This window comes from Anaerococcus vaginalis ATCC 51170 (genome assembly GCF_000163295.1).
Lineage (GTDB): Bacteria > Bacillota > Clostridia > Tissierellales > Peptoniphilaceae > Anaerococcus > Anaerococcus vaginalis.
Genome location: NZ_GG700527.1, coordinates 244450 through 259859, shown reverse-complemented (window position 1 = coordinate 259859; position 15410 = coordinate 244450). Strand labels below are relative to the sequence as shown.

Genomic DNA, 15410 nt, shown 5'->3' with positions numbered 1-15410 from the left:
AAATTCAATGGATTTTAAAAACTTTTATAATTTTGTTATTTTTTATCATGGAAGGGTATTAAATAAATGTAGATAAAAATTTAGGAGGATTTTATGTTATTAACACAAACAGTTCAATCAGGCGATTGGAAAAATGAAAAACACGTACCAGAATTAGAATATAAAGAACTTGGCGAAGGAAAATATGAAGTTTCTGCTTTTGTTGGAAAAGAAATTGCACACCCAAATACTTTAGAGCATCATATTGTTTGGATTAAAGTTTTCTTTGTTCCTGAAGGTGGCAAATTGCCAGTAGAAATTGCAAATTATAATTTCTCCGCTCATGGCGAAAGTGAAATTTACACTACACCAAAAGCAGTTGGCGAATTTAAATCTGATAAAAAAGGTACATTATTTGCATTATCTTATTGCAATATTCATGGACTTTGGGAAAATTCTTTAGAAATTAAATAAGATTTTATTAAAAAAGGACTGTTGCTAATGAATAAATCATTTTGCAACAGTCCTTTTTAATTTATAAATTTTTAATCAATTGGCAAAAATCCAAAACCAAATAAGCCTGGACCTGTATTTGCTCCAAGGCTTGGGGCTATTTGTGAAGTCAAAAATAGAGTAGATTTTTCTTTAAATACTTTCAATTTCTCCTCTAAAATTTCTGAGCCTTTCTTGTAGCCACCATTTGAAATTATCATATAATATTTGTCAAATTTTCCCAAATATTCGCTTGCAATCTTTTCCATCTCTTTAAGAACTTTTTTCTCTCCTCTGCAAGTTTTTTCTATATGATATTTTCCATCTTCTGGACTACAAACAATTATTGGTTTGATATTTAAAAGCTCTCCCACTTTTCCAAAAGCTTTTGGCACTCTTCCTCCTGCCACTAGATATTTAAAGCTATCGATTGTAAAAAATATTTTTGATTCTTTTTTCTTATCTTCCAACCTATCTACAATTTCTTTAAATTCATAGCCTTTTTTGATTAAATCTTTTGCATAAATTGCAAGTAAGCCTGTGGTTAGGGCAACTGATTTTGAATCTATTACTTCAATTTCTAAATTGTCGTATTCTATTTGTGAGCACAAATTATAAAAACCTGTGAAATTTTTTGATATAGTTATTATTATTAATTTTTCAAAACCATCATTTTTTATTTCATCAAGTTTTTCTATCAATTCCCCAGGAGATGGAATTGATGTTTTTGGTAATTTTTCGTGCTTTTTAATCCAATTATAAAATTCGTCTGCTTTTAAGTCTACTTGCTCTCTATAAAATTTTCCATCTAAATTTACATAAAATGGCATCATATAAATGCCAAATTCCTTAGTTTTTTCTAAATCTAAATCCGATCCAGAATCTACTAATACTGCTATTTTTTCCATTTTTCTAATCCTTTATATCTACAATAATTTTTTGACCTTTGTCAATAATTGCTCTAAATATAGTTTCTTCTAATTTGATTTCTCTAGCAAATCTTTGGCTTATGCTTTCATGATCTCCACTATGAATTGGAAACATCAATTGAGGCTTTACAGTATCTGCAAATATTTTTGCACCCTTATAATAATTTTCTCCAAGCCTATAATCAACTGGGAAGAAAGCTATATCTATCGAATCTTTTTTGATTTTTTCTACTTGGTCGATAAAAGCATAATACTCTTTTTCTAGTCTTTTGTCATCATAATCTTCCCAAGCCCAATAATTTAAATCGCCCGCATGAAATATTGATAAGGATTCAATATATAAAATTAAAGAAATCCCTTCATCAGTTGAGCCGAAAGTTTTTATAGAAATTTTTCTTCCATTAATATTAATTTCTTTAAATTGATAAGGATCAACAAGATAAACATTTTTAGAATTATACAAAGATTTCAATTGGTCCATGCCAAGTTTATTATCCTTTATATAAATAATATTATCATCGCTTTCTAAATGTCCAATATCACTTGATAAAATATAAGTATAATTTTTCATATTAGGAATTTTTAAAATTTCCGAAGTATAATGGTCAGAATGTCCATGACTTGCAATAAAAATAACAATTTTATCTTCAGGAATATTTAAAACTCCCTTATAATAATCAAATATAATAAAATAATCCCCTATTTCTACAGTATAACAGGAATGATAAATATAAGTTATTATAATTTTTTCAATCATCAAAATTCTCCTAATTTCTTATAAAATAAATATACCCAAAATCGCCTTGAATTAATGAATTTTTATATTTTTCTGGTAATATAAAAAAAGAAAGGAGCAAGTATGGGAAAAGTTAAGACAAACGCAATGAGAATTTTGGAAAATAATAAGATAGAATACGAAGAAATAGAATATGATTTGGGCGGAGAATTTAAATCAGCCGTAGATGCTGGCAAAAAATCTCACGTAGATTTAAATATAATGTATAAAACCATAGCGACAATTTCAAAAGAAAATGAAATAATAATATATTTACTAAGAAGCTATGATTCAATTGATATGAAAAAAGCTGCAAAAGTTGCAGGAGTTAAAAGCATTTCAATCCTTCCAACCAAAAATTTAAAAGCTAAAGTTGGCTATCAAAGAGGCGAAACCACTCCCCTTGCAATGAAAAAAGATTATCCAGTTTTTATAGATGATAGCGCAAAAGATTTGGATAAAATGATTGTATCAGGTGGAAAATGTGGAGTAAGTTTAAAACTAAATCCATTTGATTTGGCAAAAGCAGTAAATGGAAAATTTGAAAATATAAGACAATGATAGTTAAAATATTTAAAAATAAAAAAATATATCAATATAATGCAAAAGACGTATTCGAACTTGATAATAAATTAAAAATTAAAGACTTTTCTAAATTAGAAAAAACAAGTGAAGAAGAAAAAATAATTATAAATTTTAAAAATGACAAAGAAAACGAAATTTTAAGACTTTTGGTGATTTTATCTCCAATTTTTATAACAATTTTTGACAATTCCACTTCACTAGAATTTTTTAAGAAAAATTTAGAAAAATCAAATTTTGAATATGGACTCTATCCTAATTTTTTCGAAAATTTTTCTAAAGAAAAATATTTTAAATTTTATAAAAGCCACGACAAAATTGAAGATATTATTTTAAAAGAAGATGAGAGCATAGATTTTAAAATTAATTATATTGAAGACAAGTACCTTTTGGCATTAGTCGCCCTAATAGAAGTAATTTTTTCAAAATACAACAGAAAAAATTTGATAAGATATTTTAAAGAAATTCGAAATGACATAGTAATAAACGGAAGAAGATCAATACTTGCAAACGACATTTACGCTTTTTACTTATCAAAATATTTAGTTAATTGGGCACTCGATTTGATGAAAATTGCAAGATACAAAGATAAAAATAAGTATTTATATATAGATGAAATTTATAAATTAACAAACAATTTAAAAAGACCAATAAAAAAAAGTGATGTTTCAGAAAATTAGTTTTTTCTCTAACACCACTTTTTAATCTTTAAGTAGGCAAAAATTCTTTATCAATATAAATTCTAACTAAAGATAATACTCATACATTTTTAAATTTTAGAAATTTGGTATAATATTAAGCTAATTTTATTACATTTGACCTATGCTCAACTATCTTAACTATTGATTCATTAGCATTTTTTAACAGGCCTCTTAAAGATGTAGTTGGCTTAGCTGAAGGAAAATCTTTAAGTATATTTTCAATATAATTTTTATTTAGCTCAGTTCCAACGTTAAATTTCATCATTCCTTTTTCTGCACACTTATGAAAATCTTCATCTGAAACACCTGTTCCACCATGTAAAACCATTCCAACATCTATTAATTTTTTTGTCAAAGTATCAAGTAATTCAAAATTTATTTTAGCTTTTCCATTATATAAACCATGAACTGTACCAATAGCTACCGCTAGGGCATCTATTTCTGTTTCTTCAACAAATTTTACTGCATCTTCTGCTTTTGTGTAAATAATTGAGTTTATTTTTTCTTCAATTCCATCTTCTGAACCACCTATGCTCCCAATTTCACCTTCAACGCTTACATTTCTTTTGTGCGCATACTCTACAACTTCTTTTGTATTTTTTATATTTTCTTCAAAATCTAGAGATGAACCATCATACATTACACTGTTATAACCTGAATCAATTGCTTTTATTATAAAATCAATATCCTTACAATGGTCTAAGTGAACACATAGGTCTATATCTTTAGCAAATAATTTTGCTGTTGTTACTATCCAATCAAATCCTAAATATTCAGCAGTTCCTTTTGAAGTTTGAATTATCAATGGACTGTTAGATTTCTTAGCTCCTTCTACAATATATGGAAACATCTCCATACAATGTAGATTAAAAGCACCAATTCCTGTCTTTCCCCTATATTTTTTAAATAGTTCATTCAAATTTAAATACATTATCTTCCCCTAACTATATCTTTTGATTTTTGCATAAGTTTATCAATTCTGTCTAAATTAAATTTTATTTTTTCATCTTCTCCATTCAACCTAGCTTCACTTAATTGTTTGTTATATAATTCCATTAGATAAGTAAAAACTTTACCTAACTTTTTATTTTCTTCTATATATTTTTCTAATTTATTAATCGCTGAATCTATATCATTTTTTTCAACTAAATTTTTGCATTCATCAAGCAATATTTTTTCTTCATTTTTTTTATCTTTATTTATTTTAAAAAACATTTTAAATTCCTACAAATCCAATAATTGGTTTAATTATCCAAGCATACAATAAGGCTGCTGCAACTGTATCTACGTCTGTAGCTGTTGCGTTTATAAATCCCATAGAATTAAATATCATAACTAATAAAGCTGGTAATAAAGTGATAAATAATCCATGAGCTATACCACCAATAATCGTTCCTCTTGTTCCACCCACTTCGTTACAGAAAATTCCAGCTGTACCACCAGCAAAGAAATTTGATAACATACCTGGTAAAAGCATTGCTAATCCAATTTTAGGGAAGAATAACATTCCTATAACTGTTCCTATTGTTGTTGAAACAAATCCTAATGTAACAGCATTAGGTGCATAAGGAAATAGTACTGGACAATCTAAAGCAGGTTTTGCATCTGGGACTATTTTTAGAGCAATTCCTCTAAATGCTGGAACTATTTCTCCAAGCAATAATCTAACTCCAGCTAGCAATACATAAACACCAACAACAAATTGCATTCCTTGTGTAAATGCATAAACGATATAATTTAAGTTACCTGTTCTTTCTGCTACTACTTCTGGTCCTGCAAATATTGCTGTTATTATAAATAACAAAATCATAACAAATCCTACAGAAAGATAAGTGTCATTTAAAAATGACAATGATGATGGTAATTCAATATCTTCAGTAGAATTTTCTTTATTTCCTGAAGTTTTTGAAACTAAGGCTGCAAATAAATATCCTATTGTACAAAAATGTCCTAATGCAATATCATCGCTTCCAGTTATTTTTCTTACTATTGGTTGTGCAATTGCTGGCATTGCTACTGCAAAAATACCACCAATAATTGAACCAATTATTATATTAGGTACAACTCCTAATCCTGCATCTGAACCAAAAACTATTACCATTGTAGCCATCCACAAAATAGCTTGTCCTGTCAAAAATATATATTTCCATTTAGTAAGTCTTGCTATTATAATATTTACTAAAAATATTCCCAAAAATGCTAAAGCTATTTGATTTCCAAGACCAAGCTCATTCATTGCTTGACCATTAACTGCCTCAATAGATGGAACTATTCCTTGCATTCCAAAGCCTGCTGTAAAAATTTCTCCAAAATATATTAATACTTGAACTATTATTGATGAACCTGCTGATAAAACTAAATAACCTAACATAGTTTTAAAAGTACCTGATACTATGTCGCCAAAACTTTTCTTTTGCGCTAATAATCCTATAAAAGCTATTAAACCTATTGTTATAAAAGCTTGGGTTAAAATATTATTAATAATAAAATTTAATACTGCCATAAATTCCTCCTATAATTTTCCCATTTCAATTAAAACTGGCTCTAATTTTTCTTTAATTTCTTTTTTATCAATCAATTTATCCAAATATATTACTCTTGTGTCTAAATTATATTTGTCTATTTGATTTTTAAAGTTAGAAGCGAGAATTAATATATCTGCTCTAGTTCCTGCTGCTGAAGAAATATCACTGTGATCGACTTTTGCATCAACTCCTAATTCCTCCAAAACACTCTCTACCGACATTTGGCAGGCAAAGCTACTGCCTAATCCCGCGCCACACACAACTAAAATATTCATTATTTTCCCCCCTTTACTAATGAATTTAAATATATAAGCTTATCTTTTTTTGATAAGTTTAAAAAATAATTTAATTTATCCACTAATCCTTTTTCAATTATATTAATGATATTTTTTAGCATCTCTAAATGATTTTTATTATCTATTGCTGTAAAACCAATTAAAACTTTAATTGCATCTTTGTTATTATCATCAAAATATATATCATTTTTTATTGTTATAATCGTACAGCCAATTTTTAAAGCTCCATTTTCTGGTCTTGTATGTGGGATTACAACATTTGGACTAATCATAATATATGAACCATAATTTTTAACATCATTAATTATGTTATATTTATAATTCTCATTGGCATAACCGGATTCTTCTAATAATTTTCCAGTTTCAAGAATTGCTTGTTCCCAGTCTTTAACTACAATGTCAAATTCTGTATTTTTATCTGTAAATTCCAAATAATCACTCCATTTCTACCATAAATACTTCTTTAAATTCATTTAATGTATTGCTATTTATTAATTTATCTACATTTTTTCTAGAACTAAATACTTTAAACATCTTCTTGAAAAGAACATCCCAGTCCTTTATTTTATCTTTGGGTATTAGTAACAGCATAACCACAAAAACTTCTTCATTATCCCAATCTATTGCTTTATCATTTATCAATACAGAAATTTTCATTTCTTTTGCTGTATATGATAATGGGTGAGGTATAGCAATTCTATTTCCTAAACAAGTATTTCCCATTTTTTCTCTATCATATATAGACTCAATTTGTTTTTTATTAAGTATATTTTTATTTGACAAATCTGTGGTTAAATAGTCTAACACTTCTTTCTTACTCTCAAATGATTTTTTATAAAATAATTCATTATTAAATACTTTAAGATGTTCTAAATTTTTTGCGTATCTTAATTTATTTTTTACAATATTTACTTCTATATTATTTAAGATATAGTTAACCTTTATTGAGCCTTCAATATTAATCAAGTTATTTATGCTACTTAATACCAAATCATAATTATCAAACATATCGTCTTTATATTGACTAGAAGATATTATGTCTATGTTCTTAATTTCCTTATCAAATTTTTCTAAGAGAGAATATTTTAAAAATCTAGCTGTTGATAGACCTGCTCCACAAACTATCAAAATATTACTTCCAGATTCTTTTCCATCATTATTCACTCTATTAAAAGCAGTTCCTAGATGTAAGGCTAAAAATAATATTTCTGTATCATCAATATCTCTTTTTATTACAGAATGTATTTCTTCAGCTGCAACTATTCCCATATCGTAAGCAATAGGATACTGACTTTTTATTTCAGATAAATCAATATGGTTAATAGAACTATTTAACATATATCTATTTATTGAAGTTGTAAGATGAATTTTCAAACTTCCTGTAAGTATCTCGTCATTTGAAAAGTCTATTGAAAAATCTCTTTTGATTCTATTAATTATGTTGTTGTATATAATATTTACAAATTCATCTGCTTCTAATTTATCATCATCTTTTGAAAATTTTTGACTTGTTATTAAATGTTTTGTTAAATAATAATAATCACTAGATAAATCGTAATTTAGCTTTTCTTTTATGGTTTTCATTAGTTCTCTAACAATATCTTTTTCAACTGATTTATCCATAGTTTTTAATAAATCCTTATCATAGTTAATTTCGTTTTGATTTCTAATTATGGAAATTAAGATATGAATTACAAAGCTGTTAAAAGCAACTCCTGTTAAGGATAGGTCATATTTATTTAATATTTTTAATGTTAGTCTTTTTATTTCATCAATTTCTTTAATATTAAAAAGATTAATAGAATCTAAAAAATATTCATAATCACTAGATGAAGAAAATAATATATTGGACATACACAGCCTTATATTATTTTCTCTACCTTTTATAAATATTCCTTCTTTATTGTTCACTATTAAATCTATCTGATATCTTTTCAATACTTCTCTAGTATCCCTTATTAGTTTTTTAAGAGTATTTTGGGAAATATAAAGCTCTTCTATAAAATCTATGCTATATTTTTTTTGCTTAAAATAATTATTAATTAAGAGTGTGTTGATAAATCTTTTTATCAAAATTTCATTTTCATCTTCTGAGTTATACAATTTATGCAACTCATAAATTGTTGTATTTCTATTAAGTTTTATCCCTTTTCCCTTAGCAACAGTTAACCTATTCCCGTCACTAAGTTTTTTATTTATACTATTAACTTCGTTTAAAACAGTCCTGTCAGATACATTTATTATCTCTGCTATTTCTTGACAAGTTATTGTATCCTTAGACTCTAATAAAATTCCTATAATTTTCTTTTGCCTATTTGTAATTTCCATTTAAGTTCTCATTTCTAAATCAAGGAATTCATTAATAGAGTCTACATCTGCATATTTTTTTGTAACGTCTATTTCTAAAAGCTTGCCTAATTTAAATTTATCGTATTCTCTTAATTTGCAATGTTTTATAAATTCTTCAAAACTTATTAGATTATCTTTTCTTTCTTCTAAACTCATTTTTATATTTTTGTCATAACTATTTACTAGGTGTGCAGGATTTCTACTTTCATCTAAATCTCTTTTAACTCTTCTTTTGTAGATTTCTTTTATATCTCCACTTAATCTAATTGTGATACACTTATAATCGTATTTAAAAGATAATTCTTTAAGAATTGGATATTGTAAATAACTAAAAGGATAATCTATTACGATATCATAATTTTTATTCATCATAGACTTTAGTTTCATATAAAAAAATTCAAAGCTCAAATTATAAATTTTATTCTTTTCTTTTTTATTTTTAAAACCTAAATTATCATAGAAAAACTCTTCTATCTCATCTATCGAAATATATTCTAATTTCTTATTATGTTCCATCAAACCATTTATGATACACGTTTTCCCTGTGGCTGGATATCCCGCTAAAATTATTAAATTTTTCATAAGTCCTCCATCACATTTTTTATTTTTATCTAACAAGTAATTTTGATTAATTTAATTATAAGTTATTCTTAAAAATTCATTAAGTTGCTTTTTTTCGTTACAACGAAATTCTAAAATTATTACTATTTAAAAGAAAAGCTCAAAAAAAGACGTGGAAATAAAATCCACGCTTATTTTTAATTGTATTAGAATGTATTATTTAACACAAAAAAGTGGTGTTACAGAAAAATTTAATTATTCTGTAACACCACTTTTTTTACTTTTACCCTTCATCAAAACCAAAGAGCCTGTTAGAACTAAGATAAGTCCTATAAATAATCTTATTGTAAAATTTTCTCCCAAAATTATTACTGATAAAATAGAACCAAATATTGGGATAAATAATTTGAATACTCCAAATTGGTTTGCGCTATGATTTTGTAAAACTATTGTCCAAATTGTAAATGACGTTGCTGTGATAAATGCTCCATAAAAAAGCATTAAAAAAGCTTTTAAATTTATAACAACTGGATTTATATATAAAAATCTGCCAAGTATTATTAAAGGCAAGGAACCGAATAAAAGCACCATACCATTTAAAATATATGGGTCTGAATTTTTTGAATATTTTCTTAATAAAACTGATGCAAAAGCATTAATAAATGTTGATGTAAAAATGAATCCTTCTCCTGTTAGTTTAAATCCACTTCCCATTTTTTGATTTGAATTTACCAAAATAATTCCTGTTGTTCCAATTATTAAGGCTATAATTGTATTTATTGAAATTTTATCTTCTGGAAGTAGGAAAAGTGAAATTATTACAATCATAAATGAATTTGATGCTTGTATGATTGATGATTTTACTCCGCTTGTATTTGAAAGACCTATATAATAGAAAAAATATTGTAAAAAAGTTTGTAGTATTGCAAGAATTATTACTAATTTTATATTTACTTTAGAAAATGAAATTTTGTTTTTTCCAAAAATTTTGGCATAAAAAAACGCCAAAATCCCTGCCATAAAAAATCTAATTCCAGCTATATAAACTTTTGCAAAAGTATCGGATGATTCTATCTGCAAAACTTGATAAGTGGATTTAATAAGGGGGATTGCACTCCCCCATAAAAACATTGCTATTAAAGAAAAAATTACTGCGTTTTTTTTATTTTTGAGCATATTTCTCCTATCTTTTTTCTCCAAAATATGACAAAGAATACATTCCTGGTCCAACGTGAGATCCAATCAAAGAGCCGATTGGAGCAAGGCTTACTTTTGCATCTTTAAAATTTTCTTCTATTAATTCTTTTAATATTTTAGCATTTTCATCAAAGTAAGCATATCCTATTAAAACTTCTTTTGATATTTCTGGCTTCCAATTTTTTTTGAAATTATTGAATAAAACTTTTATAGCTCTTTTATTTCCTCTTTCAATTTTCAAAACTTGTAAAGAACCATCATCAGATACATGTAAAACTGGCTTCACTTTCAAAAAACTTCCTATTCCTGCGCTAGTTTTTGAAATCCTTCCACCTTTATATAAATATTTAAGATTGTCCACTCCAAATTGGGCTACCATATATTTTGAATTATCTTTTATAAAATCATCAATTTCATCTATACTTTTTCCATCTTCTTGCATTTTACAAATAATTTGGCACAAAAGACCAGTACCTGTTGACGCTTGATTTGTATCATAAACATAAATTTTTCTATCTGGATATTTTTTTTCTAAAATTTCCTTTGCTTTCATAGCATTTTTATAAGTTCCAGATAGCACATCAGTAATACCTATATAAAATACGTCTTCTCCATTTTTTAAAACTTCTTCAAAATATTTTTCAAAAGCGGCTAAGTTTACTTGACTTGTAGATACATTTTTATCTTCTAACATAAATTCATAATATTCATTTAGTCTTTCAATATCTGTACCTATAATTTCATAAATTTCATCTTCCATGTTTGATTGCATAGGCACTATAGTAATATTCGATGATTTTATGAAATCAACGTTCATATCGCTAGAACCGTCTGTTATAATTTTAAAATTCATAATTCTCCTTATAGATATTCTCTAATCTCTTCAACTTTCACACTAACTTGCTTTCCATCTTCCATATTTTTTACAGAAACCATTTTATTTTCATATTCTTCTTGTCCAATTATCAATACTTTTTTTACGCCAATTTTGTCTGCATAATTTATTTTTTTCTTAAATTTTCCATCTTCAAGATATATGTCAACCTTTAGACCTTGTTCTTTTAATTTGTTTGCTATATCTATGGCATAAAAATTTAATTTCTCATCCATAGGAATAACAAGACAATCTGTAAATTTAGTTTTATATTTTTCTACAAGACCAAGCTGTTGAAATTGATAAAATAATCTTGTAAGACCAATAGAAAGTCCAACTCCTGGTAAATTTTGTTTTGAAAAATTTCCTGCAAGATTTTCATATCTTCCACCAGAGCATACACTTCCAATTGATTCATAACCATCCAAAAAAGTTTCATAAACTGTAGATGTATAATAATCAAGACCACGAGTAATTGACAAATCAATCATAATAGAATCATCATCTATTCCAAATTTAATCATATAATCATAAACTTCTTTTAATTCATTTAATCCAATTTTATAATTATCATTTAAATTTAGTGATTCAAGATAAGTCAAAAGTTCTTTGTTTTCTCTTTTATTATTTATAAGCTCCATCAATTTATCCGCTTTTTCTTCTCCACAAATTTCTACCAAAAGCTCTTTTGTATTTTCTTCACCGATTTTTGCTTTTTTATCGATTGTTCTTAAAACTTCTTCCTTATCAGAAATTTCAAGCGATTCAAAAAATCCATTCAATAGCTTTCTATTATTAATATGGAACTTTATTCCGTTAAAGTCAAGTTTTTGAAAAATTTCATAAATAACCTTAGGCAAAAGTGCATCATTGTGTATTGACAAAGAATTATTTCCAATAATATCAATATCACATTGGTAAAATTCCTTGTATCTTCCCTTTTGATTTCTTTCTCCCCTATAAACTTTTGCAATTTGATACCTTTTGAAAGGGAAATTCAAATCAGAAAAATGTTCAGAAACATATCTTGCTAGAGGAACTGTTAAATCAAATCTCAAAGACATATCTTTTTTTGATGAATCAATTCCAAAAATTTGCTTTTCAGTTTCTCCACCGCCTTTGGCAAATAAAATATCATTTTTTTCAATTGCTGGTGTATCAATTGGTAAAAATTGATAAGACAAAAATGTTTCTTCAATAATATTTTTTATATAATCAAATGCTAATTGATCTTCTGGTAATAATTCCATAACACCCGCAATAGTTTGTGGTTTTACTATATTCATTTTAATCTCCTAATCATATCCATATTAAAGATCCAGTATCTACTAAATTAGTGTCTGGATATAACAAATTTAATTTTTCCTTATATACTATATTTTTAATTATATCATACGAATTTAATCTTTCTATATTTCCATTAAATAATATAGTATTTTCATCAATTTTTCCAAAACATCCACCCAAAAATCCTTGATCAAAACCATCAAGAGAAATTTTTTCTTCTTTTAATAAAGTAACTGGCAAAATGTTTTTTAATTTTTTAAAAATTCCCATATCACTTGTCAAAATATTTTCATTAAAAACAAGCATAGAACACCTTGAGTAGCCTTGCTTGATAAATAAGTGCTTGATATTTTTTTCTTCAAAAAATAATTTTATATTTTTTTCAGTAAAATCATTGTGAATATAAAAATTTTTAAATTTTACAATATTATAAAGAGCATCGTAAGGATAATTTTTTGAAACTTCTTCTCCTTTAATAATATTAATATTTTTTATATTTTTTTTGTAATACTCATAGACATTTTTATCAACTATTAAATTTTTATCATCCAATTTAAATAAAGAAAGATCAGGATGATCTGAAATTCTTTTGTCAAGATTTGGATTATCAATTGTTTTTAAATATTTTATATTTTTAAAATCCAAAAAATCTGTAAATTCTTTTTTTGATTTGTGACTAATAATTAACATAATTCTCCTTAAATTTAGGTACAAAAAAAGTCCTCAACGAGGACAAATATTTGGAGGCGCCACCCAGATTTGAACTGGGGATAAAGGTGTTGCAGACCTCTGCCTTACCACTTGGCTATGGCGCCATATTGGAGCGGAAGACGGGATTCGAACCCGCGACCCTCGCCTTGGCAAGGCGATACTCTACCACTGAGCCACTTCCGCAATTATTCTGGTGCCCAGAGGCGGAATCGAACCACCGACACGGGGATTTTCAGTCCCCTGCTCTACCGACTGAGCTATCTGGGCTAAACATTACTTTTATAGTATATGCTAAATTAAAATTCTTGTCAAATTTTTTTAAAATTTCACAAAGAAATAATTCGATTTATATTTTTAAATTTACAAAATCAATTTTATTTGCCCATAAATTTTTTCAAAAAAAGAGCCTTGCAAAACAAATTATTTTTCATAAATTGCATAAGCTCTGGTCATAAGGTCGCGAAATTTCTTGTCCCTTATTTATATACCCTAGGAAAATTTTATCTTGTAAAATATTAGTAAAATTTATTTTAAAATTTTTGGGTAAAAATATAATATAAGAAATTAGGAGGTTTTATGAAATTTAAATCAATTCACACATGTATATACACAGATAATGATAAGGAAAGTATAAAATTTTATGAAGATGCGTTAAATATGCACATTACTAGAAGAAAAGATTACGATGAAGATGAATTTTCTTTAATTTATATGGCAACAGAAGATGGAGCTTATGAGCTTGAATTAACATTTAATCACGACGGAAGAAAATATGAGCACGGCTCTTATTATGGTCACATGGCATTTAAAACAAAAGAATTCGAAAAATCCTATGACCTTCACAAAAAAATGGGAGTAGTAAGTCAAGAAATCGGCGGACTTTCTGACGGTTCTGATAAATTTTATTTTATAAAAGACCCTCAAGGTTTTTCTATTGAAATAATTGAAGAAAAATAATAATTATTTGATAATTTATATTTTTAAAAAATGGACCTTTTTTGGTCCATTTTATTTGTGATAAGGTTCGTTATTTATAATTTTGTAAGCCCTATAAATTTGTTCAATTAAAATTAATCTCATTAATTTATGGGGAAAAGTCATTTTTGAAAATGATAATTTGTAATCAGCCTTTTGGCTTATTTTTTTTGAAAGTCCATTTGACCCACCAATTACAAAAACTAAATCGCATCCCATTCCATAAGTCATTTGCTCTTTAATTAATTTTGAAAAACTTTCTGATGATTGGCTTTTGCCTTCAATTTCTAGGCTTATAATATAGGAATTTTCTCTAATCTTTTTTAAAATCCTATCAGCTTCCCTATCTTTTACAATTTCCAATTCTTTTTCTGATAAATTTTCAGGAGCTTTTTCGTCATTTACTTCAATTATTTTTAATTTTACGTATGGTTTTAATCTTTTTTCATACTCGCTTATTGCATCTTTAAAATATTTTTCTTTGATTTTTCCCACACTTACTATTGAAATATTCATTTGTTAAATCTCGCTTTTATATAATAAATCGGCATATTTTTATTTCTAAATTTTCTTTCGTATTCGCTTAAATATTTGCTTTTTTCTTCTGAAATATTTTCATCTTTTTCAATTATATCCATAGAAAATTCTTCAAAATATTTACAAGATGCCTCATATAATTCTTTGTTGTCAGTTTTAAGCTCCAAAATCGCCTTATCTTTTATAATATTTTTGTACCTATTTAAAAATCTCTCGTGGCTAAGTCTTCTTTTGTGGTGGCGTCTTTTTGGCCAAGGAGTTGAAAAATTCAAATATATTCTTGAAATTTCTTCATTTTCAAAAATTTCTTCCAAATTTTCCGCATCTGCTATAAGCCCTCTAACATTTGTAAGTTCATTTTCTTTTATTTTTCTGCTTGCAACAACAAAGGCATTTGTATTTACTTCAAGTCCTATAAAATTTATAGCAGGATTATCCTTAGCAATTTCAATTAAAAAATCTCCCCTGCCGGAGCCAATTTCCAAATATATTTCATTATTATTTCCAAAAATTTCTTTCCACTTTCCCTTATTTTCTTTTCCATCAAAATAAATCAAAGGATTTTCTTTCATTTCTGGAATTGCATTTTCTTTAAATCTTAATCTCATTTCTCATCCTTTCTATTAAGTATTAGTTTACA

General features: G+C 26.5%; 19 protein-coding genes and 3 tRNA genes. 4 read left to right on the top strand and 18 right to left on the bottom strand.

The annotated features are described in order from the left end of the window. Positions 1-93: 93 nt before the first annotated feature. On the top strand, positions 94-453 hold the full coding sequence (locus HMPREF0078_RS01340) for a desulfoferrodoxin family protein (protein ID WP_004838249.1): 360 nt from the start codon (positions 94-96) through the stop codon (positions 451-453). Positions 454-524: 71 nt separating this feature from the next. Here HMPREF0078_RS01340 and HMPREF0078_RS01335 read toward each other — a convergent pair whose 3' ends face one another. Next, the gene (locus tag HMPREF0078_RS01335) at positions 525-1379 is read right to left on the bottom strand and encodes a DegV family protein (RefSeq protein WP_004838248.1); all 855 of its coding nucleotides are present in this window, start codon (positions 1377-1379) and stop codon (positions 525-527) included. Positions 1380-1383: 4 nt separating this feature from the next. Continuing rightward, on the bottom strand, positions 1384-2157 hold the full coding sequence (locus HMPREF0078_RS01330) for an MBL fold metallo-hydrolase (RefSeq protein WP_004838247.1): 774 nt from the start codon (positions 2155-2157) through the stop codon (positions 1384-1386). Positions 2158-2259: 102 nt separating this feature from the next. Here HMPREF0078_RS01330 and HMPREF0078_RS01325 point away from each other — a divergent pair, with 102 nt between their 5' ends. Together HMPREF0078_RS01325 and HMPREF0078_RS01320 are read left to right on the top strand one after the other, a co-directional pair. Then, a complete protein-coding gene (locus HMPREF0078_RS01325) occupies positions 2260-2736 on the top strand; it encodes a YbaK/EbsC family protein (RefSeq protein ID WP_004838245.1) in 477 nt (158 codons plus the stop codon). Beyond that, on the top strand, positions 2733-3437 hold the full coding sequence (locus HMPREF0078_RS01320) for a hypothetical protein (RefSeq protein ID WP_004838243.1): 705 nt from the start codon (positions 2733-2735) through the stop codon (positions 3435-3437). Before HMPREF0078_RS01325 ends, HMPREF0078_RS01320 begins: the two co-directional genes overlap by 4 nt. A 115-nt stretch (positions 3438-3552) precedes the next feature. Here HMPREF0078_RS01320 and HMPREF0078_RS01315 read toward each other — a convergent pair whose 3' ends face one another. From HMPREF0078_RS01315 to HMPREF0078_RS01250, 14 genes are all read right to left on the bottom strand, one after another. Further along, positions 3553-4389, bottom strand: coding sequence for a class II fructose-bisphosphate aldolase (locus HMPREF0078_RS01315; protein ID WP_004838241.1), 837 nt, complete (start codon positions 4387-4389; stop codon positions 3553-3555). After that, positions 4389-4673, bottom strand: a complete 285-nt coding sequence (locus tag HMPREF0078_RS01310; protein ID WP_004838239.1) for a hypothetical protein — start codon at positions 4671-4673, stop codon at positions 4389-4391. The genes HMPREF0078_RS01315 and HMPREF0078_RS01310 overlap by 1 nt, the downstream gene beginning before the upstream one ends. A 1-nt stretch (position 4674) precedes the next feature. Further along, the gene (locus tag HMPREF0078_RS01305) at positions 4675-5961 is read right to left on the bottom strand and encodes a PTS sugar transporter subunit IIC (protein ID WP_004838238.1); all 1287 of its coding nucleotides are present in this window, start codon (positions 5959-5961) and stop codon (positions 4675-4677) included. A gap of 9 nt (positions 5962-5970) precedes the next feature. Next, positions 5971-6258: a PTS sugar transporter subunit IIB gene (locus HMPREF0078_RS01300; RefSeq protein WP_004838236.1), complete on the bottom strand. Its 288-nt coding sequence runs from the start codon at positions 6256-6258 to the stop codon at positions 5971-5973. Beyond that, positions 6258-6710, bottom strand: a complete 453-nt coding sequence (locus HMPREF0078_RS01295; RefSeq protein WP_004838234.1) for a PTS sugar transporter subunit IIA — start codon at positions 6708-6710, stop codon at positions 6258-6260. Before HMPREF0078_RS01295 ends, HMPREF0078_RS01300 begins: the two co-directional genes overlap by 1 nt. A gap of 4 nt (positions 6711-6714) precedes the next feature. Then, positions 6715-8607, bottom strand: coding sequence for a BglG family transcription antiterminator (locus HMPREF0078_RS01290; protein WP_004838233.1), 1893 nt, complete (start codon positions 8605-8607; stop codon positions 6715-6717). Beyond that, the gene (locus tag HMPREF0078_RS01285) at positions 8608-9210 is read right to left on the bottom strand and encodes a DEAD/DEAH box helicase family protein (protein ID WP_039920360.1); all 603 of its coding nucleotides are present in this window, start codon (positions 9208-9210) and stop codon (positions 8608-8610) included. A 234-nt stretch (positions 9211-9444) separates the two neighbouring features. Further along, a complete protein-coding gene (locus HMPREF0078_RS01280) occupies positions 9445-10365 on the bottom strand; it encodes a DMT family transporter (protein ID WP_039920359.1) in 921 nt (306 codons plus the stop codon). A gap of 7 nt (positions 10366-10372) precedes the next feature. Next, the gene (locus HMPREF0078_RS01275; protein ID WP_004838227.1) at positions 10373-11239 is read right to left on the bottom strand and encodes a DegV family protein; all 867 of its coding nucleotides are present in this window, start codon (positions 11237-11239) and stop codon (positions 10373-10375) included. An 8-nt stretch (positions 11240-11247) separates the two neighbouring features. Beyond that, positions 11248-12546, bottom strand: a complete 1299-nt coding sequence (gene hisS, locus HMPREF0078_RS01270; RefSeq protein WP_004838225.1) for a histidine--tRNA ligase — start codon at positions 12544-12546, stop codon at positions 11248-11250. A 13-nt stretch (positions 12547-12559) separates the two neighbouring features. Further along, positions 12560-13237: a DUF6873 family GME fold protein gene (locus HMPREF0078_RS01265; protein ID WP_004838223.1), complete on the bottom strand. Its 678-nt coding sequence runs from the start codon at positions 13235-13237 to the stop codon at positions 12560-12562. Positions 13238-13288: 51 nt separating this feature from the next. Continuing rightward, a tRNA-Cys gene (locus tag HMPREF0078_RS01260) sits at positions 13289-13362 on the bottom strand. A gap of 4 nt (positions 13363-13366) precedes the next feature. Further along, positions 13367-13441: transfer RNA gene (locus HMPREF0078_RS01255), tRNA-Gly, on the bottom strand. A gap of 8 nt (positions 13442-13449) precedes the next feature. Beyond that, positions 13450-13525, bottom strand: a tRNA-Phe gene (locus HMPREF0078_RS01250). Positions 13526-13834: 309 nt separating this feature from the next. On the opposite strand from HMPREF0078_RS01250, the gene HMPREF0078_RS01240 reads away from it, so the two are divergent. Next, on the top strand, positions 13835-14215 hold the full coding sequence (locus tag HMPREF0078_RS01240) for a VOC family protein (protein ID WP_004838221.1): 381 nt from the start codon (positions 13835-13837) through the stop codon (positions 14213-14215). Between the two features lie 51 nt (positions 14216-14266). Here the strand turns inward: HMPREF0078_RS01240 and rlmH are convergent, their stop codons facing one another. Together rlmH and trmB are read right to left on the bottom strand one after the other, a co-directional pair. Then, positions 14267-14749 carry a 23S rRNA (pseudouridine(1915)-N(3))-methyltransferase RlmH gene (rlmH, locus tag HMPREF0078_RS01235; protein WP_004838220.1) on the bottom strand — a complete coding sequence of 161 codons (483 nt, stop codon included), beginning with the start codon at positions 14747-14749 and terminating at the stop codon, positions 14267-14269. Continuing rightward, a complete protein-coding gene (gene trmB, locus HMPREF0078_RS01230) occupies positions 14746-15378 on the bottom strand; it encodes a tRNA (guanosine(46)-N7)-methyltransferase TrmB (protein WP_004838218.1) in 633 nt (210 codons plus the stop codon). Before trmB ends, rlmH begins: the two co-directional genes overlap by 4 nt. Between the last annotated feature and the right edge of the window lie 32 nt (positions 15379-15410).